We start from the raw sequence: 25628 nt of genomic DNA, 5'->3' as shown, positions 1-25628 counted from the left end.
GTTGGTCGCACCTCTGCGTGTGCTGCTCCCGTATCTCTTTCCGCCCACTCCTGCCTGTCGAGCGACTGTGTCCCCTTCCCTCACCACCGGCGCGCCCTGGCGCGTCATCCTCGCGTTCTCCGTACCGCTGCTGATCGGCAACGTCGTCCAGCAGCTGTATCAGTTCGTCGACACCATCGTCGTCGGGCGTCAGCTCGGCGTCGACGCGCTCGCGTCCGTCGGCGCGACGGGCAGCCTGCTCTTCCTCCTGCTCGGTTTCGCATGGGGCCTGACGAGCGGGTTCGCGATCCCGACCGCACAGGCGTACGGGGCGGGAGATGCCAGGGCCGTCCGCCGCTCGGTCGCGGTCGGCACGATCCTCACAGGCGCGATGAGCATCCTGCTCACGATCGCCGCCCCGCTGCTCGCGGAGCCGGCGCTCGCCGCCATGCAGACGCCGCCGGAGCTCATGGACGACGCTGTCGTCTTCGCACAGGTCAGCTTCCTCGGCGCGGCCGCGACGATGTTCTTCAACTACCTCGCCGCGATCATCCGCGCGATCGGCGACTCCCGCACGCCGCTGTGGTTCCTCACCCTCGCCTGCGTGCTGAACGTCGGCCTGGTCATCCTCCTGGTCGGGCCCGTCGGCTGGGGCGTCGCCGGCGCCGCCCTCGCGACCGTCGTCGCGCAGGGCATCTCGGTCGTCCTGTGCCTGGAGTACCTGCGCCGCCGACTGCATGAGCTGCACGTCAAGCGCGACGACTGGCGCGTCACCCGCGCCGAGATCTGGGAGCACCTGCGCCTCGGCCTGCCGATGGGCTTCCAGGCATCGATCATCGCGATCGGCACGCTCGCGGTCCAGGTCGCACTGAACGAGCTCGGTGCGGACGCCGTCGCCGCCTGGACGGCAGGCTCTCGCGTCGACAGCCTGGCGACCGCGCTCCTCGCGTCGCTGGGTCTGGCCACCAGCATGTACGTCGCTCAGAACGTCGGCGCCGGACGCCCGGATCGCATCCGCCGCGGCGTCGTTCAGGCGACCTGGATCTCGGTCATCGGATCGATCGCGCTCGGCGTGCTCCTCATCACCACCGGGTCGATGATCGTCGAGGTCTTCGTCGGTGACAGCGCCCCAGACGTGGTCGATCTCGCGCACCGCATGCTGATCATCAACGCGTCCTGCTACTCCGTGCTCGGGGTGCTGTTCGTGCTGCGCGGCGCCCTGCAGGGGCTCGGCCACGCGATGATCCCCACGATCACGGGTGTCATCGAGCTCGTCGCCCGTGTCGTCGCCGCCGTCGCGCTGGGTTCGCTGTGGGGCTTCGACGGAGTCGCGTGGAGCAACCCGCTCGCGTGGATCGGAGCGGTCATCATCCTCATCCCGGCGTATGTGCGCGAGCACCGCCGACTGGCGCGGATGCCGATCACCTCGACCGTGTTCACCGAGACGACGCCCATCCCCGTGGTCGGCCCGACGAACAGCTCGCTCGTCGTGGACGCCGTGCTGACCTCGCCGATCGCGTTGCCCGGAGCGATCAATGCTCCGAGAGGAAGGCGAGGGCTCCTTCGCGGAAGGCGCGGGAGCCGGGCGCGTTGAAGTGATGCCGGTCCGGGATCTCGAGGAATCGACCCTGCGGGGCGGACGAAGCCAGGTGGCGTGACCCCTCGATGATCGCGTCCTGCGATCCTGTTGCGAACAGCACCGGTTGCTGCGGGGCATCCGCCGTGTCGGGGTCGATCGTGCGGGAAGCGCGCATGCCCTCCGCGAGGGCGAGCAGAGCGTTCAGATCATTGCCGGGGACGCGCTCGGTCAGCGCGATGTAGTTCTGCGTCGCGGCATCTGCCACCGGCGTGCCGTCCGCGATGTATGCGCGGACCTGATCGAGGTCCAGCCGCGCCAGCGGGATGCCCTCCGGAACGCCGCCGAGCACCGCCCGGGTGATCCGGTCCGGCAGATCGACGGCGACCTGCCAGCCGACCCTCGCTCCGAGCGAGTAGCCCACGTAGCGCGCCTCCTCGACGAGGTACGTGTCGAGCACCGTCTCCATGTCCGACGCGAGCGCGCGGATGTCGTAGCCGTCCGGGTCGTGCGGCTTGTCGCTGAGACCGTGCCCGCGCTGGTCGACGCCGAGGACGAAGTAGCCGGCCTTCTCGAGCATCCGAGTCCAGCCGGTCAGCACCCAGTTGTCGCGCGTGCTGGAGGCGAAGCCGTGCACGATGACGACGGCCGGCGCGTCCGGATCGCCCCATGTGTAGGTCGCGAGGCGCACGCCTTCGCCGACGAAGACCATCTGCGGGTCCGGCATCCGATTCAGTTCCGAGAGGGGGACGGCCATGACTCCATCTTGGCCCCGTGCGGCCGATGAGAGGTGCGCAAGAGAATTTCACAGATCACGCGCTGGATGAACCGACCATTCACCGAGCGTTGCGATCGTCGTCATCTGGGGGTCCTAGCGTGGCGGCGTCGCAGCTGCGGCACTCCCTCTCAGCTTTGGAGCACAGGATGAGACTCGTCCAGATCACCGACACGCACATCAGCCACCTGGGCGGGAGCCCATCGACGAACGCCGCCCGTTTCGTCGAGTACATCAACACTCTCAACCCCGATCTCGTCGTGCACACCGGCGACGTGACGATCCTGGATCCCGACGAGGACCGCGACCGCATCGCCGCCAAGCAGATCCTCGCCGGCATCGCAGCGCCTCTGCGTGTCCTCCCCGGCAATCACGACGTCGGCGAACCGGGTGACGACCCTTTCGGCGATCGCCCCGTGACGAGCGACCGCGTCGCGGCGTTCCGAGCGCATTTCGGCATCGATCGCTTCGTCGACATCGTCGACGGCTGGGCCATCATCGGGTTCAACAGCGAGCTGTTCGACTCCGGTCTCCCCGAGGAGGACGAGCAGTGGGCATGGATCGAGACCCTGCCGGAGCAGGTCGGGCCCCGGCCAGTGGTGATCTTCACGCACAAGCCGGTGCGGGCGTACGCGCCGGAGCACCAGAACACGCACCTGAGCATCGGTCCCGACTCGCTCCCCCGGCTCGAGAAGGTGCTCGCCGAGCTCGACGTGCGTGCCTATGGCAGCGGGCACCTGCATCACTACGCGCTCACCGAGCGCGACGGTGCGGCTGTGGTCTCCGCACCGTCGACGGCCTTCGTGCACCGAGGTGCGATCTCGGCTGACGTCGTCGGACCTGGCCTCGCGCAGCTCGGTGTCGTCGAGTACGAACTGGGCGAACGCGTCCTGCCTGCCTTCCGCGCCCCGCTCGGCATCGTCGAGCCGGAGTTCCTCGAGGTCGAGCAGGCGCGCATCGCACTGGACGCCATGGGCGTCACGCTCTGACCTCTTTCATCCATCCGTATCGCGGCGCCGTTCATCTCGGCGCCGCGACACGGGAACCGACACGTGATAGACCGAAACCATGAATGCGCGAATCGCCGAGCCGCCGATCGGCGGGACCATCGACCACATCCTCTCCGTGCTGCCCTCGCTCATCCCGAGCGCGCAGCGGGTCGCCCGCATCTGTGCGGAACGCCCTGAACAGGTCGTGGAGATGTCGGGCGCCGATCTCGCCGCAGCTGCCGACACGTCTCCGCCCACCGTCACTCGAACGTGCCAGGCGCTCGGGTTCCAGGGCTTCCAGCACCTGCGGATGCTCCTGGTCCGTGATCTCGGCGCGGCGGCTCGAGCGACCCGTTCCAGCGAGGCGGGCACGGCGGGGTGGCTCCAAGGCATCGCTGACGGTGCGGGAGAGATCCTGCGGACTTCGCTCGCGTCCGTGGATGCGGCCGCGTTCGATGCGGCCGCGGGTGCGATCGTCGCGGCCCCGCGCGTGCTGCTCGCCGGCACCGGCGCCTCCGGCCCTGCCGCGCAATCGATCGCGCTCAAGCTGACGATGAACGGAAGGCCTTGCGAGGCGCCGGTCGACGGGGTTTCGCAGCAGCTCACCGCCCGCGTGCTGCGACCCGGTGATGTGTGCATCGTCGTCAGCTCGAGCGGAGCGAACGCCGTCACGCTGGCGGCCGCGGCAGCGGCGAGGGAGGCCGGTGCCACGGTCATCGGGGTGACGAGCTTCTCCCGCTCGGCGCTGGCGGACTACACGGACATCCTTCTGGTCGCGGGTGCGCGATTCCAGAGCTGGGACCAGGGAGCGGTGGGCGCCGGTCTCGTGCAGTACCTTCTGCTCTCCGTGCTGCAGTTGGCTGTCGCCGATCGCATGGACGGCGACGACGCGGAGCGTGCTCGCTGGGCGATCAGGGACGAACTCGGGGCGATTGTCGCCGAGCCGGAGGACTCCGGCGACACGGTGGACGCGGGCTCCGCTCGCGGGGCGTCGTAACGTTTCCCGTCGCACCGGGTGCTGTTGACCTCACGTTCTCCGGTAATTCACTTTCACGGCTCAGGGTAGGCAAGTAAGCGAATTCCACGGGACGGTCCCGCGCGTTAGGTCGCTTACGGGAGGCGACCCATGGGCAGCATCCAGCTCCGCGGGATCGGCCGCAGCTTCAAGAGCACCGCAGCGGTCCGCGATATCACGCTCACCGTCGAGGACGGCGATTTCCTCGTCCTGCTCGGCCCGTCCGGGTGCGGGAAGACCACGCTGCTCCGGATGATCGCGGGACTCCTCGAGCCGACCACGGGTCGCATCCTGCTGGACGGCGACGACATCACCGAACTGCCGTCCAAGAAGCGCGACCTGGCGATGGTCTTCCAGAGCTATGCGCTGTACCCGCATCTCAGTGTTCGCAAGAATCTCGCGTTCCCCCTGCGGGTGCAGAAGCTCGACAAGGAGGATATCGAGCGGCGAGTGCGCGAAGTCGCCGAGGTGCTGGAGATCGATCAGTACCTCGACCGCAAGCCCAAGGAGCTCTCCGGCGGTCAGCGTCAGCGAGTCGCCGTCGGACGAGCGCTCGTGCGCAACCCTAAGGCGTTCCTCATGGACGAGCCGCTGTCGAACCTCGACGCGAAGCTGCGCACGCAGACCCGTCAGGAGCTCACCGCTCTGCACCGCAGGCTCGGCGCCACCTTCGTCTACGTCACGCACGATCAGGTCGAGGCGATGACCATGGCGACGAAGATCGTCGTGCTCAACGCCGGAAGCATCGAGCAGTACGGCACGCCGGACGAGCTCTACGACCGTCCGGAGTCGGTCTTCGTCGCCGGTTTCCTCGGAAGTCCGGCGATGAACCTGCTCGATGCGCGCGTCACCGGTGATGGCGGTCGGATCACGGTGAGTGCCGAGGGCCTCGCCGGCGATCTTCGGATGGGCGAGACCGCGCCGCTCGACGTCGTACTCGGCCTGCGCCCCGAGCACCTCCAGCTCGTGGATGGAGGCACCGGGAACGAGGGCGTGCGCGTGGCCGTGACGGTGGACATCGTCGAGAACCTCGGCGGCGAGCAGATCCTCACCTGCTCCACCGGGGCCGGGCGCCTGCAGGTGCGGACCTCGCGCGACGTGCACGTCTCCAGCGGCGACGACCTCACGCTGCACGTCGCGCCCGAGCACGTCCACCTCTTCGAGCGCTCCTCCGGGCGCCGGCTGGAGTGGGTGCCGGACGCGGCCGCGACGGTCGACGGCGTCCGCTCCGATGACCGCATCCTCGTTCCCTGATCCTCGCAGTCACACCCCCGAGAGAGAGAAAAGATGAACAATCGCTCCCGCCGCATGGGCCTCGTGGCCCTCGCCGCGCTCACCGCCACAGCGCTCGCCGGCTGCGCCGGCTCCGCGGCATCCACCGCATCCACCGGCAGCATGGCGACCCTGACGGATGACGACCAGGTGACCATCACCTTCGAGTCGTACAACCTCTCCAACGCCGGCATCTGGTCGGACACGATCACGACGCTGATCGACGAGTTCATGGCGGAGCACCCGAACATCACCGTCAAGGCGCAGCCGTCCAGTTCCGTCTCCACGGCGGGGAGCGTGCAGCAGCAGGTTCTCGCCGGCGGCGCCCCGGATGTCGCGCAGCTCACGTTCAACGAGCTGGACTTCGCCGCCACCACGCTGGGCGCGCAGAACCTCACCGCGGTCGTGGGGCAGGATGCGCTCGACGACGAATTCGGCGGCGAGTACCCGTACCACGAGCGCGCGCGGACCCTCGCGGACTGGGACGGATCCACCTACGGCATCCCGTATGTGTTCTCCACCCCGGTGCTCTGGATCAACGAAGACCTCTTCACGCAGGCGGGCCTGGACCCCGAGTCCGCCGACCTGTCGACATGGGATGCCGTGCAGGCCGTCGGCGAGACGATCACCGCGGCCACCGGCGAGCCGTCCGTCAGCGTCACCTGCACGGTCACCGGCGGCAATTGGTGCATGCAGGGCCTGTTCCTCTCCGGCGGCGCCCAGGTGCTCAGCGATGACCGTACGACGATCGAGTTCGGATCGGATGCGGCCGTCGACACGGTGCAGACCTTCCGTGACATGTTCGACGCCGGCGTACTCGCCAATCAGGACTCCACCTCGATGTACGAGGCGTTCGCGCAGGGCAAGACGGCCATCCATGTGAACACCTCGGCGCTGCAGGCGGCGTTCATAGGCGGTGCCGAGTCGGGGGATTGGACCCTCGACGCTCGAACGCTGCCATCGTTCGATGATCAGCCGGTGGTTCCCACGAACTCCGGCTCCTTCCTGGCGATGTTCTCCAGTGACCCGAAGAAGCAGGCGGCCGCATGGGAACTCATCCAGTGGATGACCAGCCCGCATGCCTACGAGACGATCTCCACCGAGATCGGCTATCTGCCGTTGCGCAACACGATGACGCAGGAGGGCGGGCCGCTCTACGAGTGGGTCGAGGCGAATCCGCTCGTCACGCCGAACCTCGAGCAGCTCGACGCGCTCGAGCCCTGGGTCTCCTACCCCGGTGACAGCTACGCGCAGGTGGACACCGTGCTCGCCACCGCCATCGAGGATTCGATCTTCTACGGTGCCGACAGCGAGTCGAGCATGCAGGATGCCGCAGAGCGTGCGCAGGGGCTGATCGAATGAGCATCGCCGAAGGAACTCCGGTGCGCCGTCATGTGACCCCCGGCGTCTACAACCTGCGTGACACCGGAGGCTATCGTGCCGCGAAGGGAACGTCGCGCTGGGGCAAGCTGTTCCGCTCCGACGCCCTGCACCTGCTGGATGCGTCCGGACGGTCGTTGATCGCCGATCTCGGCGTCGCCCATATCGTCGACCTGCGCGGTGGCGATGAACTGCGCACCGCGCCCAGCGCATTGGACGGCGTCGCGGTGCGCGTGCATCACCTGCCCGTCTTCGACGAGGCGGCGCCGGCGGCGCAGGCCGACATGCGTCTCGGGCTGGCTCCCATCTACGACCACATGGTCGACGAGCGCGGTGCGCAGCTGGCCGATGCCATCCGAGTGATCGCGGCCGCGGCCGACGACGAGGCCGTGCTCGTGCACTGCACCGCAGGCAAGGACCGCACCGGACTCGTGATCGCCTTCGCGCTGAGTGCGGCAGGCGTCGACCGCGACGATGTCGTGGCCGACTATGCACAGACCGCCGACAACCTGCGCGGCGAGTGGGCCGAGCGGATGCTCGCCGGCTTCCGCGCCGCCGGCGCGGAGCTCACCCCGCAGGTCGTCGAGCTCGTCACCGCCAGCCCGGCAGAGGTGCTCGACGCGCTTCTCGCCCGCGTCGAACGGCAGCACGGCTCTGTGCGCGCCTATCTCGAAGCGAACGGCCTGTCCGCCCCCGATCTCGACCGTCTCGCGGCGGTTCTGGTCGATTGAAACAGAACCTCTGGAAGGACCACACATGAACGATTTCGACGGGCAGTTCCCCGCTCCCGACCACTTCGTCCTGCACCTCTCCGACACGCACTTCGTCGGCGACGGCGGACTTCTGCACGACAGCATCGACTCCGACAGGAACCTCGCCGAGCTCTTCGAAGGCTTCGCGAAGTCGAATACGCGCCCTGAGGCGATCGTCTTCACCGGAGACCTCGCCGACGCCGGGGACCCTGACGCGTACCGGCGACTGCGTGAGCTCGTCGAGCCCGCTGCCGAGCGCCTGGGTGCCCAGGTGATCTGGGTGATGGGCAACCACGACGAGCGCGTGGCCTTCCGCAAGGGCCTGCTCGATCAGGATGCCGATGACAGCGTCCCGGTCGACCGCGTGTTCGACATCAACGGCCTGCGCATCATCGCCCTGGACTCGACCGTCCCGGGCCACCATCACGGCGAGATCTCCGAGGAGCAGCTCGAGTGGCTCGCAGGCATCCTCGCCGAACCGGCTCCCGACGGCACGCTCATCGCGCTGCATCACCCACCGGTCCCCAGTCCGCTCGGATTGATCTCGCTCGTCGAACTGAAGGACCAGGACCGCCTTGCCGAGGTCATCCGGGGGACCGATGTCCGCGGTGTGCTCGGCGGCCACCTGCACTACTCCACGCACAGCACCTTCGCCGGCGTTCCGGTCTCGGTCGCTTCGGCCACCTGCTACACACAGGACCTCAACGTCGTCTACCCCGCAGCGCGGGGGCAGGACGGCGCCCAGTCGTACAACCTCGTGCACGTGTACGGCGACCGGGTGCTGCACTCGATCGTGCCGATCGGGCAGTACCCGACCGTCTACGAGATGACGCCGGAGATGCTCGAGGGGTTCATGAGGATGAGCGCCGAAGAGCGGCTCGCGGCGGCATCCGCGTCGCTGCAGAGCTGACCGTGTTCGTCGCCGTCACCGCCCCTGACACGGCGGCCGAGGAGGTGGATGCGGCTCCGCGTACGCGGCGCCGCATCCGCCCTCGGGCGCTCGTGCCGTATCTGTACATCCTGCCCGGTGTCTTCTTCCTGCTGCTGTGGACGTACAGCCCGCTGGTGCAGACGTTCTCCCTCTCGTTCTACGACTGGAACCTGCTTCCGACGAGCCCGAAGACATTCGTGGGTTTCGACAACTACGTCGACGTCGTCCAGCTGCCCGAGATGCGCATCGCCATCGTCAACACCGTGGTGTACATCGCCGCCTTCCTGGTGTTCTCGCTCGTGCTGCCGATCGTGATCGCCCTCGTCTCCCGCCAGGTGCAGGGAAGAGCGCGCACGGTCTACCAGGCGCTGATATTCGTGCCGTTCCTCATCACCCCGGTCGCGACGAGCGCCGTGTGGCGCTGGTTGTTCGCAGAGCAGGGCGCCTTCGCGACGATCCTGGCCGAATTCGGCATCGACATGCCGAACGTGTTCCGAGACCCGATCTGGGCGATCTGGGCGGTCATCGTGATCGTCGGATGGCAGATGCTCGGATTCGGCGTACTCGTCGTGGCTGCAGGCTTCGCGGGGATCAGCCCGGACTACGCTCAGGCCGCGTCGTTGGACGGCGCCGGTCTCGCCCGAATCACGCGCAAGATCACGATGCCGCTGCTGAGCCCGACCATCGTGTTCCTCGCGCTCATGACCATCCTGCTCGCCGCACAGTGGACGTATCCCATCATCGACCTGCTCACGCAGGGCGGGCCGTCGAACTCCACCACGAACATCTACTACCTGCTGTACCAGTTCGGATTCCAGAACTTCGATGCCGGCATCTCGTCGGCCGCCGGAGTCATCTTCTTCCTCGGCTTCGGCCTGATCGCGCTGCTCTTCCTCGAGTTGCAGGATCGTCTGAGCTTCTACGACAACTGAGAGGTCTTCATGGCTTTCGTCACCGTCGCACCGCCGGCAACCGTTCTGGGTGGAGCCAACAGGGTGCAGTCCACGTCGGAGGATCTCGCCGTCGGGTCTCGTCGCCGAGGCGGCGTGGTTCTCGGGCACGTGATCCTGGTACTGCTCGCGGTGTTCAGCATCTTCCCCGTGTACTGGATGTTCGCGACCGCCCTGCGGGCGCCGGAGGATGCGCTCGACCAGACGCTTCTGCCATGGCCGCTGAGCTTCGAGAACTTCGCCTACGTGTGGGACACGATCCCCATCGGCAGCATGCTGCTGAACACGTTCGGGATGTCGCTCGTGCTCGCGGCCGCGCAACTGCTGATCGCCGTGCTCGCGGCGTATGGCTTCGCGGTGTGGAACTTCGCAGGTCAGAAGGTACTGATGTTCCTGTTCATCGGCTCCTGGCTGGTGCCGTTCCAGGTGACGATGATCCCGAACTACGTCCTGGTGTCGCAGCTGGGTCTGCTCGGGACGATCGGCGGCGTCGTGGTGCCCCAGCTCGCGGGCGCCTTCGCGGTGCTGCTGATGGTGCAGCACATGCGGGCGTTCCCCCGTGAACTGCTGGAGGCGTCTCAGCTGGACGGCCGCTCGAGCTGGGCGACGCTCTGGTCGGTGGTCGTGCCGAACATGAAGCCCGCGCTCGCCGCTCTCGGCATCATGGCCTTCATCTCGGCGTGGAACGAGTACCTGTGGCCGTCGTTGATCATGCGCCAGGGCGACGCCCTGATCCAGGTGGGCGTCCGGAGCTTCCTGACCGCGGAGGGCGACAACTGGGGTGCGACCATGGCGGCTGCAGGGCTCGCCTGCGTCCCTGTGCTGCTGATCTACATCTTCCTGCAGCGCTACGTCGTCGATGCGTTCGTGCGCTCCGGGTTGAAGTAGCCTCCGCAGGCCGCCACGCGGCGGCAGCATCAATCCGGCGGATGAGTCAGGGTAGTTCTTCCGGTGGATGTGCTGGGGCTCGCGCTCGCCTACTCTGGAGATACACAGAGCGCATCGGGGGGTGCACGATGGTGACATCGACAGCAGTGTTCAACGAGTTGGCCGGAGTCTTCGTGTCGATCGGCGTGGGCGGCGCGGCAATCGCTGTGCTGTGCGCGCTGATCGCCATGATCGCGCTGATCCGGGACTCGGAGGGAGTCGTCGGGGGCGCGATCGCCGGCTGGATCGTCGGCACGATGCTGAGCGCCGCCGCTGTGTTCGCACACAACTGGATGCCCACGCTGGTGTCCGGGATCGCGCTGGTCGTCGCCCTCACCGCGGGCGGGATCGTGCGCGCCATCGTCGTCGGACGGCCGGCGCGGCCCGTCGTCGCAGTCCGTCCTGCCGAGGCGGCAGCGCCTGCGAAGCCGGCGAAGCCGGTCGTGGTGGACGCGCCCCGTCAGCCGGCGTTCGAGGTGCCGCGCGCGGCCTTCGACGCCGGGTGACCGCGCTCGCGCATACCTCGGACGCGGCGTCCGAACGAGGCTGAGGTCGGCGGCTCCGCTCAGCGGTGGTCGCGGTCAAGGTGCTGGCCAGCGACATCGCCCGACGTGACGCGGCCCGCCTCGCGAGCGCGCAGCTCGACGCGACGGATCTTCCCCGAGATGGTCTTGGGCAGTTCGGGAACGAACTCGATGATGCGGATCCAGAGGTGCGGAGACAGTCGCTCCCTGGCGAACGTGTAGATCGCGCGCGCCGCAGCGGTCTCGTCCCCGGCATCCGGGCGGAGGCAGACGTACGCCTTCGGAACCGAGAGTCGCGTCGCATCCGGGCTCGGCACGACGGCGGCCTCGATCACGAGCTCGTGCTCGAGCAGCACCGACTCGAGCTCGAACGGTGAGATCTTGTAGTCGGATGCCTTGAACACGTCGTCCGCGCGACCGATGTAGGTCAGGTATCCGTCCGCATCGCGCGTGGCGATGTCGCCGGTGTGGTGGAAGCCGCCTTCGCGGGACTGCGCGGTCTTCTCGGCGTCCCGGTAGTAACCGGCCATGAGGCCCGACGGCGCTTCGGCGAGGTCGAGCGCGATCTCTCCCTCGGATCCGGTCACCGCACCCGTGACCGGATCCAGCAGCACGACCGGGTAGCCCGGCAGCGGTCGACCCATCGAGCCGTCCTTCACGACCTGGCCCGGGGAGTTGCCGACGCAGGCGGTCATCTCGGTCTGGCCGAAGCCGTCGCGAATCGTCCCGCCCCACGCCTCGCGCACCCGCGTGATCACCTCCGGATTCAAGGGCTCGCCGGCGCCGACGAGTTCGCGCGGAGGATGCGCCAATCGGCCGAGATCGGCCTGGATCAGCATCCGCCAGACCGTCGGCGGAGCGCAGAACGTCGAGACCTGATGCGTGTCCATGACCTGCATCAGGGTGTTCGGGTCGAAGCGGTCGTAGTCGTACACGAACACGGTCGCCTGCGCGAGGAAGGGGGAGTAGAAGCTCGACCAGGCGTGCTTCGCCCATCCCGGCGACGAGATGTTGAGATGGACGTCCTCCGGCCGCACACCCAGCCACCACATGGTCGACAGATGACCGACCGGATACGACACATGCGTGTGCTGCACGAGTTTCGGCCGGCTGGTCGTGCCCGAGGTGAAGTAGAGCAGGCTGGTGTCGGATGCCGGAGTGGGCCCGTCCGGCTCGAAAGTCTGCGGCGCGGTCGCCGAACCGGCGAAATCGATCCAGCCCTCCGGCGTCTCGCCGACCGCGATCCGCACGAGATCCCCGTCGACCCGGTCGGCGAGCGACCCGAGGGTGACGACCGCCGTGGCCTCGCCGTGCTCGATGCGGTACGCGAGATCGGATGCCGAGAGCAGCGTCGAGGTCGGGAGGGAGACCGCCCCGATCTTCGTGATCGCGAGCATGACCTCCCACAGCTCGATCGAGTTGTTCAACATCACGATGACGTGGTCGCCGCGTCCGACTCCGAGGCGCAGGAGCCAGGTGGCGACCTGGTCGCTCCGGCGGGACAAATCGTCGTAGCTCCAGGTCCGCACGCTCAGGTCGGCGGAGACGATCTGCACGGCCGGACGATCGGGGTGCTCACCGGCGACGACATCGAACCACTCGAGTGCGAAGTTGAACGCGTCGAGCCGCGGCCAGCGGAATCCGGCTCTGGCGCCGTCGTAGTCGGTGGCGTGATCGAAGAGGAAGTCGCGCATCTCGCGGATGGCGGTCGTGGCGGCGGTGGCAGGACGGCGCATGGGTTCCATCCTGCACCCGGCTGCCGATCTGCGCGCCCGGGCGGCGCCTGCCTCACCCGAGCAGCCCGCGTCCGTCTCGGAGCTCGAAGACCAGTTGCGTCTCTGTGCCCCGCACCACCGGATGGACGGTGATGTGCTCCAGGACGATGTCGCGCAGGGCGGCGGCATCCTGTACGGCGACGTGCACGAGGAAGTCGTCGACTCCCGCAACGTGGAACACCTGCAGCACGCGGGGGATCGCCACGAGCGCGTCGAACAGCGCTGTGACCTTCGCGCCGGTGTGGTTGGCCAGGCGCACTTTGATCATCGCCTGCAGCGGGTAGCCGAGCGCGGCCTCGTCGAGGCGGATGCGGGTGTCGCGGATGATCCCGCGGGTCCGCAGCGATCGCACGCGATGCGCGCACGTGGATTCGGCCAGCCCGAGCTGCGCGGACAGCGCTTTGTTCGTGATGTCGGCGCGCTCGCCGAGGACGGCGAGGATCTGCAGGTCGAGTTCGTCCAGGACCGGCGGTGTTTTCGACAAGGTCACGAGTCCTCCGGCGTCCGGTGTTGCTCAGAATCGCATCATCAGCATGACTAGTTGTGGATGCTGTTGAATCATCCCATTTCTATTGTGATATCAGCAAGCATGGGTGCATGCATCCCGACACGATGGCCGTGCACAGCGGCCGAGAAGACCTCGCCGCCCTCGGCATCCACGCGCTGCCCATCGACCTGTCCACGACCAACCCGCTGCCCGACGTCGAGCGCGGGGGAGAGTCCTATGAGGCGATGGCGACCGGTGGTCGCCCGCCCGTCGACGGGAGCATGGTCTACGCCCGGCTGTGGAACCCGACCGTCGCACGCTTCGAGGACGCCCTCGCCGAGCTGGAGCACGCCGAAGCCTCCGTCGCCTTCGGATCGGGGATGGCCGCGATGACGGCGGCGATCCTCGCGCTGTGCGGTGCGACCGGTCGCCGGCACGTCATCGCGGTGCGTCCGCTCTACGGCGGGACGGACCATCTGCTCGGCTCCGGGATGCTCGGCGTCGACACCACATACTGCGACGCGTCCGAGGTGGCTTCCGCGATACGGCCAGACACCGGCCTCGTCGTCGTGGAGACGCCCGCGAACCCGACCCTCGAGCTCGTGGACATCGCCGAGATCGTGGCGGGCGCGGGTGAGGTCCCCGTGCTCGTCGACAACACCTTCGCGACTCCGGTGCTGCAGAATCCTCTCGATCATGGCGCCGCGCTGGCGCTGCACAGTGCGACGAAGTACCTCGGCGGCCACGGTGACGTGATCGCCGGCGTCATCGCCTGCAGCGAGGAGACCGCCGAGGCGCTGCGTCGCGTCCGGGCGGTGACCGGTGGTCTGCTGCATCCGCTCGGCGCCTACCTGCTGCACCGTGGGCTCACGACCCTGCCGATCCGGATGCAGCGCCAGCAGGAGAGCGCGCAGCGCATCGTGCAGTGGCTCATCGACCGGCCCGAGGTCGAGGAGGTCTTCTTCCCGGGTCTCGACGGCGACCCGCACGGCATTCTCGAGCGTCAGATGCGCGGCACCGGCGCGATGATCGCGATGCGCGTGCGCGGCGGATACGCGGCCGCGAGCAGCGTGGCCTCCGGCGTTCGCCTGTTCACGCACGCGGTTTCGCTGGGTGGGGTGGATTCGCTGATCCAGCATCCGGCCGCGCTCACCCATCGGCCGGTGCCGGCTGAGGCGCGACCCGGTGCCGACGTGCTGCGGCTGTCGATCGGCCTCGAGCATCCGGACGACCTCATCGCCGACCTCGCCCAGGCCTTCGCTGCGGTTCCGTCAGTCGTCGGCGAGCCAGGCGCCGAAGGCTTCGAACGAGGAGGGGCGGCCGAGGAACGAAGCCACGAGCTCCGCGGCATCCGCTGATCCGCCTCGTGCGAGCACCTCGTCGCGGTATCGGCCGGCAACGCCGGGGGCGAACAGGTCAGCCGGGTCGAATGCGCTGAACAGGTCCTTGGCGATGACGAGGCTCCACATGTACGTGTAATAGGCCGAGCTGTACGACGTCAGGTGCCCGAATCCGGCCTGGAAATGCGTGTCGGGCAGGCGTGCGATGACCGAGTAGCGCTCCGACAGCTCCTGCATCGCGACGTCGTGATCGGCCGGGCGCTCCCGGTGCAGACGGTAGGACACTGCTGAATAGAAGATCTGCGTTCGGACCGCGCGTCCTCGGTCCGAATCGGCGGCCTCGCGCATCCGGCCCACGAGATCGGCAGGGATCGGGGTGCCAGCGGCGTCCAGAGCGAACGTCTGCAGGATGTCGGCGTCCCAGGCCCACTCCTCCAGCATCTGCGACGGCGCCTCGACGAAGTCCCACTCCGTCGCCACCCCCGAGAACCGCGCCCAGATCTGGTCGCCGCCGAGCACATGGTGCAGCAGGTGACCGAATTCGTGGAACAGCGTCTTGACCTGCTCGTGCTCCATGAGCCCTCGAGGGAAGTTGCACACCAGGACGCCCTCGGGCAGCTGGATGCCGCGCACACCCGTGACCAGATCGAACTGCGCCGCGTGCTTGTACTTGCCCTCCCGCGGGTGCAGGTCGAGATGGATGCGGCCGATCCGCTCGCCGTCTCTGAGCACGTCGTAGCTGGAGACCTCCTCCGCCCAGACCTGGGCGCCCGGCACCTCGCGATAAGTGAGGCCGAACAGGCGTCCGGTCACGTCGAGCAGGCCCTGACGCACGCGGGAGAAGTCGAAGTAGCGGCGCACCTCCTGCGCGTCGACGTCGTACTGCTCACGACGCAGGCGCTCGCCGTAGTAGTCCGCGTCGGCCGTCGTGATCTCCGTGATCCCCGGATCGTCCTGGCGCGCACGGGTCAGCAGTGCTTCCAGGTCCGCTTCTGCGCGGTCCTTCGAGAGCTCGGCGATGCGCTCGATGAAGTCCCCGATGGCGTCGCCGGTGCCGATCATCTTCACCTCGGCGTCGAAGTCCGGCCAGGACGCGTAGCCCAGCAGGTTCGCCTGCTCGGCGCGCAGATCGAGCAGTTCGTGCAGCAGGGCGTCGTTGGCCGGCCAGCCGCGGTCGTTGTAGGCGCGGGCGATCTCCTCGCGCGCGGCGGCGTCATGGGCATAGGCGCGGAACGGGCGGAAATCCGGGTAGTCGGTCGTGATCTCGATCAGCCCGTCCTCGCCGGCCGGGTGCGCGGTGATGAAGTCCTCGGGGAGGCCGGCCAGACGCTCGGGCGCGATGCGGATGCTGCGGACGTCGTCGCGCACATTGCGGGAGAACTCCTGATCGACGATCGTGATGCGGGCGCTGATCTCGGTGAGACGGGCCCGTGTCGCGTCGTCGCGGTCGACGCCGCCCCTGCGGAAGTCGCGCAGGATGCGTTCGAGCAGGCGAGCGGCTTCGGGGTCGAGGCCGTCCGCATCGAGCGCGGCGAAGACCTCGTAGAGCTCGCGGTCCTGATCGCGCTCGGTGACGAAGGCGGATGCCTCCTGAAGCGCCCGCTCGGCCAGTTCGCGGGCCGCGGCATCCGGGTGCACCTCGGCGAGCAGCTGCGTGAAGCTGGATGCGTTGGCGGTCGCGATCTCGCCGAGGTTCCACAGCTCCAGGGTCTCCCGCGGGGTGCGGGGGGCGCCGTCCTTGAGCCGGGCCACGACATCGCGAGCGGTCGCGAGCTCGGTCTCGGCGCGTTCTTGGATGAACGCGTTCCAGTCGTCGGCGGGCAGGGCGAGCGGTTCCAGAGCCATGCGCTTCAGCCTACGGCGACGTTCGGACAGGCCGGCGCGCGAACACGTGCCGTCCGATCAGGCCCTGCCGAGGTGCGAACAGGTACACCAGCGCGAAGGCCGCACCCTGCACGACGACGACCAGCCCGCCGGGCGCGGCGTCCAGCCAGTAGCTGAGATAGATGCCGGTGACGCTGCACGCCGCCGACAGCACGGGGGCGATCAGCAGCATCCGGCCGAACCGGTCGGTCAGCAGCTGCGCTGTGGCGCCGGGGATGATGAGCATCGCGACCACGAGCACCACACCGACCACCTGCAGCGCCACCACCGCCGTCAGTGCGAGGACTCCGAGCAGCAGCGCCCCCAGCATCCGCGGCGAGAGCCCGATCGCGAACGCATGCGTCGGATCGAACGCGTACAGGGTGAGGTCGCGCCGCTTCACGAGCAGCACGGCGAACGCGACGGCCGCGAGGATGCCGACCTGCACGAGGTCGCCCACCGACACGCCGAGGATGTTTCCGAAGATGATGTGGTTGAGGTCGGTCTGACTCGGCGTGACCGAGATGAGGACCAGGCCCAGGGCGAACAGCGTCGTGAAGACGATGCCGATCGCGGCATCCTCCTTCACTCGGCTGGTGCCGCGGATCGCCCCGATCAACGCCACCGCGAGGAAGCCGAACACCAGGGCGCCGAGCGCGAACGGCGCTCCGATGACGTACGCGATCACGACGCCGGGCAGCACCGCGTGGGAGACCGCGTCGCCCATCAGCGACCAGCCGACCAGCACCAGCCAGCACGACAGCAACGCGCACACCACGGCCGCCATGACGGTCGTCGCGAGCGCGCGGACCATGAAGTCGTACTGCAGCGGTTCGAGGATCCAGTCCCAGATCACGAGTCGTCCTCCTCGGCATCCAGTCCGAACGCCCTGGCGAGTCGGGCGGGCTCCAGAGCCTCCGGGACAGACCCGTGGAACAGCACGCGGCGCAGCAGCAGCACCGCTTCGTCGGCGAGTTCGGGCAGCGCGTGCAGGTCGTGCGTCGACACCAGGACGGTGCGTCCGGATGCCGCGAGTTCGCGCAGCAGCCGCACGATCGTCGCCTCGCTGCGCTTGTCGACTCCGGCGAACGGCTCGTCGAGCAGCAGGATGCCGGCATCCTGGGCGATCCCGCGGGCGACGAACGCGCGCTTGCGCTGCCCGCCGGACAGCTGACCGATCTGGCGGTCGGCGAGGTCCTGCAGCTCGACCCGCTCGAGTGCGTCGTCGACCGCCGCGCGGTCGGAGGGCCGCGTTCGCCGGGTGATGCCCTGCCGGCCGTACCGGCCCATCATGACGACGTCGCGCACCGAGACGGGGAACGACCAGTCCACGTCCTCGCTCTGCGGCACGTAGCCGACCAGGCCTCGACGCCGCGCGGATGCCGAGTCGCCTCCCGCGAGCGCGACCGTCCCGGTCGCCGGGCGCACGAGGCCGAGGATCGATTTGAACAGCGTGGATTTGCCCGAGCCGTTCATGCCGATCAGGCCGGTCACGCGTCCGGCTTCGACCGTGAGCGAAACATCCTCCAGCGCGAGCACGTCGCCGTAGCGCACCGTGACATCGCGGACCTCGATCGCGCTCATCCCGTCAGCCCCGCGACGATCGTGTCCGCGTCATGGCGGATGAGGTCGAGATAGGTCGGGACCGGCCCGTCGGCCTCCGACAACGAGTCGACGTAGAGGACGCCGCCGAACTCAGCATCCGTCGCCTCGACGACCTGCTGCATGGGTTTGTCGGACACGGTCGACTCGCAGAACACGGCGGGCACGTCGTTGTCGTCCACGAACTCGATCACCTGGGCGATCTGCTGCGGGGTGGCCTGCTGCTCGGCGTTGACGGGCCAGATGTAGGCCTCGGTCAGGCCGGCATCCCGCGCGAGGTACGAGAACGCCCCCTCGCACGTGACCAGCGCGCGCTGGTGCTCCGGCAGATCGGCCAGGGCCGCGACCAGATCGTCCTGAACCTGCTGCAGGTCGGCCTTGTAGGCATCGGCGTTCGCGGCGTAGTCGTCGGCGTGTTCCGGATCCAGGTCCGCGAACGCCGTCGCCATCGAGTCGACGTAGAGCTGCGCGTTCGCCGGGCTCATCCAGGCGTGCGGGTTGGGTGTGCCGGCGTACGCGTCGCCGGTGATGTCGATGACGTCGACATCGTTCGAGACGACGACGTGCGGGACGTCGATCGTCTCGACGAATTGGCGGAACCACACCTCGAGGTTCAGTCCGTTGTCGAGGATGAGGTCGGCATCCGCCGCGTCCCTGATGTCTCCAGGGGTGGGCTCGTAGCCGTGGATCTCCGCGCCGGGCTTGGTGATCGACTCGACGCGCAGGTGCTCTCCTGCGACGTTCTGTGCGATGTCGGCGAGGACGGTGAACGTGGTCAGTACCAGCGGTCGGCCGTCATCCTCGGCCGCGTCGGGCCCGCTGCATCCGGAGAGCAGGACTGCGCCGGCTGCGAGGGATGCCACGGCGATGCGGGGATTTTTAGGCACACCGAAAAGTTACCTTTTCGGTGTGCCTAAAACAACCGGGTGCCGCCGCCTGCTCACGGCGGATCCGCCCACGGCGGATTCCGGCTCCGCATCGGATGACGCGGCGCACGCTGGATCCATGAGCGAAGAAACCCCCATCCCGCAGTTCGGCCCCGAGGCCAGGCGTGCGCTGTTCCACGAGCGCGTCCTCGTGCTCGACGGCGCCCTCGATGACGACAACGGCACGCTGCTGATGACGCAGCTGCTCACCCTGTCGGCCGAAGATCCGGTCGCGGACATCGCACTGTGGATCCATTCCCCCGGTGGCTCTGTTCCGGCGATGCTGGCGATCCGCGACCTCATGCATCTGATCCCGAACGACGTGGCGACTCTGGCGTTCGGCATGGCCGCCAGTGCGGGCCAGTTCCTCCTCTCCGGAGGGGCGAAGGGCAAGCGGCGCGCACTGCCGCACTCGCGGATCCTCATGCATCAGGGGTCGGCCGGCATCGGCGGATCCGCCGTCGAGATCGAGGTGCAGGCAGGCGACCTCCGCCAGATGCGCGACACCGTCCTCGGACTCATCGCCGAGGACACCGGCCAGCCGGTCGAGCGCATCTTCGACGATTCGCTGCACGACCGGTGGTACACGGCATCCGAAGCGCTCGACTACGGATTCATCGACGAGATCATCGCCTCGACCGCCGAGGTGTTCCCGCGCCGGCGCGCGCGGGTCGGACTGGGAGGACAGTCATGAGCAGCTACACGATCCCGAACGTCATCGCGCAGCATCCGCGCGGGGAGCGCATCATGGACGTCTACTCGCACCTGCTCGCCGAACGGGTCATCTACCTCGGTACAGGCATCGATGCCGGGGTCGCGAACGCCCTGATCGCACAGCTGCTGCATCTCGACGCGGACGCTCCAGACGCCGGCATCCAGTTCTACATCAACAGCGAGGGCGGCGATCCGGGCGCGGCGCTGGCGATCTACGACACCATGCAGCACATCCGACCGGCCATCGCGACGACGTGCGTCGGCCAGGCGATCGGCCCGGCGGCGCTGCTGGTGGCCGCCGGAGCCGTGGGGCAACGGGCGGCGCTGACGCACGCCCGCATCGTGCTGCATCAGCCGGCCGGTCAGTCGCGCGGCGCGATCCCCGACCTCATCCTCGCCGCCGACGAAGTGGTGCGCGTCCGGTCGGATCTCGAGGCCGTGCTCGCGCGGCACACCGGGCGATCGGTCGAATCGCTGCGGCTCGATACCGACCGTGATCGGGTGTTCACGGCATCCGCCGCCCAGGAGTACGGGCTCATCGACACCGTGCTCGGGGAGCGCGGCTGACGCGGGCGCCCCCGCAACGGTGCCGCCGGTGAAGCGGTGCCGGGTCAGGCGGCGAGGGCGAAGGCGCCGCGGCCGACCGAGGCCGAGACGGATGCCGGAGCCGACCGCAGTTCGTCCGCGACGGCGCTGGTCAGCTCGATGAGGCTGGTGTCCAGAGCCCCCGCGATCGCGGCGATCATCTCGCTGGACGGCTCCTTGAGCCCGCGTTCGACCTCGGAGAGGTACTGCGGCGAGACGCCCGCCTTGTCGGCGGTCTCGGTGAGGGTCTCCTCGCGGTCATGCCGTCGGCGGCGCAGCTGGTCTCCCAGCAGGTGACGCCAGAGCGGCTCCGGATCGCGATTCGCAGGACGCGGGAACGGGACGATGTCGGCCATGCCTCACGATAAGCCGCTGTGCGCACGGTGATCGAGGCGTTCTGCTCAGAGCAGAAAGGCGCCGGTCGCGGCGCACACGACCGGCGCGCGGTCACCGGCGCGCTGGGTATGGCTGCTGTGGCAGGATCGGCGTTGTGACCACCCACGTGAACGCTGACAACTTCGTCCGTGCCGAGACGGACCGGATGTTCCACGATCTGCAGGTGGGCGCCGGTGGCGTCAACATCTTCCTGCACAACCGTCAACCGGCCGCGATCGATCGGCAGACGGTCATCCGGCTGAACCGCGACACCCTCTACAGCTTCGCCGTCGTCGATGTCTCGGAAGGGGCCACCCTCACGCTCCCGGATGCCGGTGAGCGCTATCTGTCGGCGATGATCGTGAATGAGGACCACTTCGTGCAGGCGGTCTTCCACGACGCCGGCGACCAAGAGCTCCACGCCGATGATCTCGGCAGCGACTATGTCGTCGTGGCCGTGCGGATCCTCGTCGACCCCGCCGATCCGGAGGACGTCCGGACGGTGGCGGCCCTGCAGGACGGCATCCTGCTGACGAGCCGCTCGGCGGAACCCTTCGAGTATCCGGACTACGACGCACCGTCGTTCGACGAGACGCGGGACGCGCTGCTCTCCCTCGCCAGGAACCTGAACGGCTTCGACCACATGTTCGGTGGGCGCGACGAGGTCGAACCGGTGCGCCATCTGATCGGGACAGCCGCGGGATGGGGCGGGTTGCCCACCAGTGAGGCGGCGTACTTCGGGGTGGATCCGCGGTTGCCGGTCGGGCAGTACGAGCTCACCGTCGGGGAGGTGCCGGTCGACGGGTTCTGGTCGATCTCGGTCTACAACGCCCAGGGCTACTTCGAGCCCAACGACCGCGACGCCTACACGGTAAACAACATCACCGCCGTGAAGAATGCGGACGGCTCGACGACGGTGCGGTTCGGCGACTACCCGCCGGAGACGCCGAATGCGATTCCGGTCACGGACGGGTGGAACTATCTCGTGCGGCTGTACCGCCCGCGTCCCGAGATCACCGACGGCAGCTGGACGTTCCCGCAGCTCGGAGCGTGACCCGACCTCCGCACGAGACCCCCACCGCATCGCACATCGGGACGGATTAGGATGTGTCGCGAGCTTCGCGCCATCCTCCCCCATCGCTCCGCTTCAACGGCGTTCGCCGATGCCGTCCTGCGGAACCGTCAGAAAGGCTCCTCATGAGCGAAAACGCCGACAACCGCGACGAACGAGAGCCCGACTTCTTCGACCAGCTGGTGCAGGGCGGCGGGAGCGCTCCGCGGGAGCAGGCCTCTTTCACGCAGGCCTTCCGCGGGTACGACAAGGGCGAGGTGGATGCCGCGTTCGCCGCGTTGCGTTCGCAGCTGCAGCGTGCTGAGACCGATGTCGCGCTCGTTCGCAGCGGCGCCAGCGGCGAGGCAGACGCCGTGCGCGCCGAGGCCGAGGCCGTACGCGCCGAGCAGGACGAGCGCATCGCCGAGCTGGAGGCGACTGCCGCCGCTGCGCAGGCGCAGGCCGCTGAGCTCGAGCAGCAGGTCGCCACGCTGACCAGCGAGCTCGTCGAGGCGCCGAAGAAGGATGGCGACGACGAGGGGTCGCGCTTGCAGTTCGAGGCCGTGCTCCGCGTCGCCGAGGAGCAGGCGACCGTCCTCATCCAGAACGCCGCCACGCAGGCCGAGCGGCTGCTCGAGGCCGCGCGCGAAGAGGCAGAGGCCAAGCGCGCTGAACTCGCCGCGGATGTCGCCCGCATCACTGCTGAGGCGCAGTCCGAAGCCGACCAGGTGCGCCTGCGCATCGACACCGAATACACCGCGCACGAGGCGCGCATCGCCCGCGAAGCGGCTCACGCCTCCGAGAAGGTGACGCAGGCCGAGCAGGAGGCCGCGGCGGTCCGCGCCGAGGCCGAGAAGGGTTCGGCGGCACTGCGTTCGATGGTCACGCGCGAGACCCAGCAGCAGCGTGCCGATGCCGAACGCGAGGTGCGTGAGATGAACACGCGCGTGCTCGAGTTCGAGGAGAGCCTGACGCGTCGCCAGAACGATGCGCAGCAGGAATTCCTGACGCTGCACAACCAGGCCGTCGCGCATGCCGAGCGCATCACGAGCGACGCGAACGAGCAGGTGCAGTCCTCGCTGGAGCACGCGCAGCGCATCTCCGCGAAGGCCGACGACTACGAGCGGCTCATGCGCTCGCAGGCTCAGACGATCGAATCGGATGCTCAGGTCCGCGCTCGCGAGACGCTCGACCGGGCGCGGGTCAAGGCCCAGAAGATCGTGGAGACCGTGATCGGGCACACCACCGAGGTGCTGCGCGACGCCGAGGACCGCACGCGTCAGCTGCGCTGGCAGCAGCAGCAGCTGAACAGCTTCATGGCCGAGGTGCGCGAGCTCATCCGCCCCGACGGCGTGCTCACCGCGACCCCGACGGACGAGGCTGAAGAGGACGCCCTCGACGACGACGAGTTCGTCGACGCTGTCGACGTCGCCGATGAGCTCGAAACCGCCGAGGACTCCGACGCCCGCTGAGCGGGACGGGCGCGGCAAACCCGGACAACACCGGCCGTCTCCGTTCGTTTCGGAAGGCAATGCGGGGTAACAGTGCTCACCCTCGCGGGGGTGCTGACTAGCCTCGCCGCATGAGTCATGTCCTGAGCGCCGCCGAGCTGTCCGAGCTGATCGCCACCGAACCCCGCCTCCGCCTGCTCGATGTGCGCTGGCGGCTCGATCGCCCCGATGGCCGAGCGGACCACCTCGCCGGGCATATCGCCGGAGCGGTGTACGTCGACCTCGATGGCGAGCTCGCTGCACCGGGGGATCCGTCGCTGGGACGGCATCCTCTCCCCGCGAGCGCAGACCTGCAGGACGCCGCCCGGCGCTGGGGAGTGAACGCCGGCGACGTGGTCGTCGCGTATGACGACGTGCGGGGCATCGCCGCGGCGCGGGCCTGGTGGTTGCTGCGTCAGGCCGGCGTCGACGTGAAGATCCTGGACGGCGGGCTGCGCGCGTGGACCGCGGCGGGCCATGTGCTCGAGTCCGGCACGGTGACTCCGACTCCCGGTGACATCGAGCTCGCCGAGATCGGCGCCGATGCCCTCTCGATCGACGAGGCCGCCGTGCTCCCGGCATCCGGAATCCTCATCGACGTCCGTGCACCCGAGCGCTACCGCGGCGAATCCGAGCCACTCGACCCGGCCGCGGGCCACATACCCGGCGCGGTGAACGTGCCCACCGGCGAGCTCTTCGCAGCGGACGGACTGCTGCTCGGGCAGGACGCGCTCCGGCGGCGGTTCGCCGACGCTGGCGTGACCGAGGACACGCCGGTCGCGGCATACTGCGGGTCCGGCATCGCGGCGACTCACACCGCGCTCGTGCTCAGCGAGATCGGCATCGAAGCCGCGGTGTTCCCCGGTTCCTGGAGCCAGTGGTCGCGCACCGATGGCCGTCCGGTCGCGACCGGAGCACGCCCACAGGGCGGCGTCGCCGAGGCGGTGCACGCGTGAGCGCCCGCCGCGCGCTGATCCTCGGCGCCATGGTCCGCACGATCGGCGCATATCCGTCCGGGTGGCGGCATCCGGACGCCCACGACGACCCGGCACAGGATGCCGAGATCCTGCGCGAGATCGCCCGCATCGGTGAGGATGCCGGTCTGGACTACCTCTTCTTCGGCGACTGGCTGGCCACCGGGCCCGACCTCGAGTTCGCGAACCCGTACCTGCTCGCCCGCATCGACCCGGTGAGTGCGGTGACCTATCTCGCGGGCGTCACGTCCAGGATCGGGCTGATCGCGACCGTCAACACCACCTATGCGGACGCCTACACGTTCGCACGCTCGAGCGCCTCGGCCGATGTACTGAGCGGCGGCCGCGTCGGCGTCAACTTCGTCACCGGCGCCGAGCCGCGCGCCGCGGGCAACCACGGCCGCGACCTCCATGCGGACAACGCCACCCGCTACGACCGCGCCGAGGAGTTCGTGAACGCGGTGCGGCGGCTGTGGGAGTCGTGGGCACCGGATGCCTGGATCGCGGACAAGATCGGTGGACGACTCATCGACCCCGCCGGCCTCCACGCTGCCGATCACGACGGCGAGCACATCCGGGTCACCGGTCCTCTCAACACCGCTCGCCCGCCGCAGGGACAGCTGCCGATCGTGCACGCGGGGACTTCGGAGCGGTCGCGCGCTCTGGCGGCCCGCCATGCGGATCTCGCTCTCATCGGAGCCCCGACGGCAGAACTCGCGGCTGCCGCACGGGTCGAGCTCCGGGCGGCAGCCGTCGCCGCGGGGCGCGACGCCGACGACATCCGCATCATCGCACCCGTCCTTCCTGTCGTCGCCGAGACGAGCGCACAGGCGCAGGCGATCGTCGACGACCTGCTCGCGCTCGTCCCGCTCGACGAGGGCGGGGGCGTGCCCGATGCCTTCCCGGAGAACCGATCGCTCGCGTCCCTCGCCACCGCGTTCGCGCTGGATCTGGACCCGACCATCGGCGTCGATGCCATCGTCACTGCGGAGCACACGGACGCCCTCCCGGATGCTGCTGCGGCGCTCGTGCACCGCGTGCAGCGGCTCACCGGGCGCTCGATCGGAGGCGCGCACGCGCTGACCTGGCGCCCCGTCCTCGCGCTCTGGGCCGTCCCCGCGGCATTCGTCGTCGGCACCGGCGCTGAGGTCGCCGATCACCTGGCGCAGTGGTACGAATCGGAGGCGATCGACGGCTTCAACGTCCTGTCCGCGTACCAACCCGGGCAGTTCCGCGCCTTCGCAGAACTCGTCGTTCCTGAATTGCGCCGGCGAGGCCTCCTCTCCGACCGGGCCGACCCGGCGGTCACGCTGCGCGAGCGCCTCGGACTCGCCGACCCGGTGCCGGCGCACACGCCGCAGCCGGCCTGACATTAC

25 protein-coding genes are annotated in these 25628 nt (G+C 68.7%); 17 read left to right on the top strand and 8 right to left on the bottom strand.

Going from position 1 to position 25628, the window contains the following annotated elements:
• The first annotated feature begins 67 nt into the window (after positions 1-67).
• Positions 68-1573 (top strand): MATE family efflux transporter, encoded by a 1506-nt coding sequence (locus ACFCYE_RS01845; RefSeq protein WP_376175847.1) that lies wholly within the window; start codon positions 68-70, stop codon positions 1571-1573.
• Here the strand turns inward: ACFCYE_RS01845 and ACFCYE_RS01840 are convergent.
• Positions 1512-2312, bottom strand: coding sequence for an alpha/beta fold hydrolase (locus tag ACFCYE_RS01840; RefSeq protein ID WP_376175846.1), 801 nt, complete (start codon positions 2310-2312; stop codon positions 1512-1514). The genes ACFCYE_RS01845 and ACFCYE_RS01840 overlap by 62 nt on opposite strands.
• A gap of 167 nt (positions 2313-2479) precedes the next feature.
• Between ACFCYE_RS01840 and ACFCYE_RS01835 the strand changes: the two genes are divergently transcribed.
• The 9 genes from ACFCYE_RS01835 to ACFCYE_RS01795 all read left to right on the top strand — a co-directional run bounded on the left by ACFCYE_RS01835 (position 2480) and on the right by ACFCYE_RS01795 (position 11052).
• A complete protein-coding gene (locus ACFCYE_RS01835) occupies positions 2480-3319 on the top strand; it encodes a metallophosphoesterase family protein (RefSeq protein ID WP_376175845.1) in 840 nt (279 codons plus the stop codon).
• A gap of 79 nt (positions 3320-3398) precedes the next feature.
• Positions 3399-4316, top strand: coding sequence for a MurR/RpiR family transcriptional regulator (locus tag ACFCYE_RS01830; protein WP_376175844.1), 918 nt, complete (start codon positions 3399-3401; stop codon positions 4314-4316).
• Between the two features lie 129 nt (positions 4317-4445).
• Positions 4446-5588, top strand: coding sequence for an ABC transporter ATP-binding protein (locus ACFCYE_RS01825; protein ID WP_376175843.1), 1143 nt, complete (start codon positions 4446-4448; stop codon positions 5586-5588).
• Between the two features lie 33 nt (positions 5589-5621).
• Positions 5622-6968: an extracellular solute-binding protein gene (locus ACFCYE_RS01820; RefSeq protein ID WP_376175842.1), complete on the top strand. Its 1347-nt coding sequence runs from the start codon at positions 5622-5624 to the stop codon at positions 6966-6968.
• Positions 6965-7717, top strand: a complete 753-nt coding sequence (locus ACFCYE_RS01815; RefSeq protein WP_376175841.1) for a tyrosine-protein phosphatase — start codon at positions 6965-6967, stop codon at positions 7715-7717. Before ACFCYE_RS01820 ends, ACFCYE_RS01815 begins: the two co-directional genes overlap by 4 nt.
• Before the next feature lie 25 nt (positions 7718-7742).
• On the top strand, positions 7743-8648 hold the full coding sequence (locus ACFCYE_RS01810; protein ID WP_376175840.1) for a phosphodiesterase: 906 nt from the start codon (positions 7743-7745) through the stop codon (positions 8646-8648).
• 2 nt (positions 8649-8650) lie between these two features.
• Complete coding sequence (locus tag ACFCYE_RS01805; RefSeq protein WP_376175839.1) at positions 8651-9601, top strand: carbohydrate ABC transporter permease; 951 nt, start codon at positions 8651-8653, stop codon at positions 9599-9601.
• A 9-nt stretch (positions 9602-9610) separates the two neighbouring features.
• On the top strand, positions 9611-10507 hold the full coding sequence (locus ACFCYE_RS01800; RefSeq protein ID WP_376175838.1) for a carbohydrate ABC transporter permease: 897 nt from the start codon (positions 9611-9613) through the stop codon (positions 10505-10507).
• A gap of 131 nt (positions 10508-10638) precedes the next feature.
• Complete coding sequence (locus tag ACFCYE_RS01795) at positions 10639-11052, top strand: hypothetical protein (protein WP_376175837.1); 414 nt, start codon at positions 10639-10641, stop codon at positions 11050-11052.
• A 59-nt stretch (positions 11053-11111) separates the two neighbouring features.
• On the opposite strand, the gene ACFCYE_RS01790 is transcribed toward ACFCYE_RS01795, so the two are convergent.
• Both ACFCYE_RS01790 and ACFCYE_RS01785 read right to left on the bottom strand, forming a co-directional pair.
• On the bottom strand, positions 11112-12806 hold the full coding sequence (locus ACFCYE_RS01790) for an AMP-binding protein (protein ID WP_376175836.1): 1695 nt from the start codon (positions 12804-12806) through the stop codon (positions 11112-11114).
• A 52-nt stretch (positions 12807-12858) separates the two neighbouring features.
• On the bottom strand, positions 12859-13335 hold the full coding sequence (locus ACFCYE_RS01785; RefSeq protein ID WP_376175835.1) for an Lrp/AsnC family transcriptional regulator: 477 nt from the start codon (positions 13333-13335) through the stop codon (positions 12859-12861).
• Positions 13336-13442: 107 nt separating this feature from the next.
• On the opposite strand from ACFCYE_RS01785, the gene ACFCYE_RS01780 reads away from it, so the two are divergent.
• Positions 13443-14690 carry a trans-sulfuration enzyme family protein gene (locus ACFCYE_RS01780; RefSeq protein WP_376175834.1) on the top strand — a complete coding sequence of 416 codons (1248 nt, stop codon included), beginning with the start codon at positions 13443-13445 and terminating at the stop codon, positions 14688-14690.
• On the opposite strand, the gene ACFCYE_RS01775 is transcribed toward ACFCYE_RS01780, so the two are convergent.
• From ACFCYE_RS01775 to ACFCYE_RS01760, 4 genes are read right to left on the bottom strand one after another with little or no spacing between them, the layout of a single operon-like run.
• On the bottom strand, positions 14604-16517 hold the full coding sequence (locus ACFCYE_RS01775) for a M3 family metallopeptidase (RefSeq protein ID WP_376175833.1): 1914 nt from the start codon (positions 16515-16517) through the stop codon (positions 14604-14606). The genes ACFCYE_RS01780 and ACFCYE_RS01775 overlap by 87 nt on opposite strands.
• A 10-nt stretch (positions 16518-16527) precedes the next feature.
• Positions 16528-17349, bottom strand: a complete 822-nt coding sequence (locus tag ACFCYE_RS01770; protein WP_376177116.1) for a metal ABC transporter permease — start codon at positions 17347-17349, stop codon at positions 16528-16530.
• Positions 17350-17387: 38 nt separating this feature from the next.
• On the bottom strand, positions 17388-18119 hold the full coding sequence (locus ACFCYE_RS01765; protein ID WP_376175832.1) for a metal ABC transporter ATP-binding protein: 732 nt from the start codon (positions 18117-18119) through the stop codon (positions 17388-17390).
• A complete protein-coding gene (locus ACFCYE_RS01760) occupies positions 18116-19024 on the bottom strand; it encodes a metal ABC transporter substrate-binding protein (protein WP_376175831.1) in 909 nt (302 codons plus the stop codon). The genes ACFCYE_RS01765 and ACFCYE_RS01760 overlap by 4 nt, the downstream gene beginning before the upstream one ends.
• Positions 19025-19142: 118 nt before the next feature.
• Between ACFCYE_RS01760 and ACFCYE_RS01755 the strand changes: the two genes are divergently transcribed.
• Both ACFCYE_RS01755 and ACFCYE_RS01750 read left to right on the top strand, forming a co-directional pair.
• Complete coding sequence (locus ACFCYE_RS01755; protein ID WP_376175830.1) at positions 19143-19757, top strand: ClpP family protease; 615 nt, start codon at positions 19143-19145, stop codon at positions 19755-19757.
• On the top strand, positions 19754-20344 hold the full coding sequence (locus ACFCYE_RS01750; protein ID WP_376175829.1) for a ClpP family protease: 591 nt from the start codon (positions 19754-19756) through the stop codon (positions 20342-20344). The genes ACFCYE_RS01755 and ACFCYE_RS01750 overlap by 4 nt, the downstream gene beginning before the upstream one ends.
• Positions 20345-20388: 44 nt before the next feature.
• Here the strand turns inward: ACFCYE_RS01750 and ACFCYE_RS01745 are convergent, their stop codons facing one another.
• Entirely contained in the window at positions 20389-20718 is a 330-nt protein-coding gene (locus ACFCYE_RS01745; protein ID WP_376175828.1) for a helix-turn-helix domain-containing protein, read from the bottom strand.
• A gap of 134 nt (positions 20719-20852) precedes the next feature.
• On the opposite strand from ACFCYE_RS01745, the gene ACFCYE_RS01740 reads away from it, so the two are divergent.
• From ACFCYE_RS01740 to ACFCYE_RS01725, 4 genes are all read left to right on the top strand, one after another.
• Positions 20853-21791, top strand: a complete 939-nt coding sequence (locus ACFCYE_RS01740) for a DUF1214 domain-containing protein (protein ID WP_376175827.1) — start codon at positions 20853-20855, stop codon at positions 21789-21791.
• 143 nt (positions 21792-21934) lie between these two features.
• Positions 21935-23260: a cell division initiation protein gene (locus ACFCYE_RS01735; protein ID WP_376175826.1), complete on the top strand. Its 1326-nt coding sequence runs from the start codon at positions 21935-21937 to the stop codon at positions 23258-23260.
• Between the two features lie 110 nt (positions 23261-23370).
• Positions 23371-24234: a sulfurtransferase gene (locus tag ACFCYE_RS01730; RefSeq protein ID WP_376175825.1), complete on the top strand. Its 864-nt coding sequence runs from the start codon at positions 23371-23373 to the stop codon at positions 24232-24234.
• Positions 24231-25622, top strand: coding sequence for an NtaA/DmoA family FMN-dependent monooxygenase (locus ACFCYE_RS01725; RefSeq protein WP_376175824.1), 1392 nt, complete (start codon positions 24231-24233; stop codon positions 25620-25622). Before ACFCYE_RS01730 ends, ACFCYE_RS01725 begins: the two co-directional genes overlap by 4 nt.
• Positions 25623-25628: the final 6 nt, after the last annotated feature.

The organism is Microbacterium sp. NPDC056234, from assembly GCF_042267585.1.
Lineage (GTDB): Bacteria > Actinomycetota > Actinomycetes > Actinomycetales > Microbacteriaceae > Microbacterium.
The sequence above is the reverse complement of the archived record's forward strand: the minus strand, read 5'-3'. Positions and strand labels throughout refer to the sequence as shown.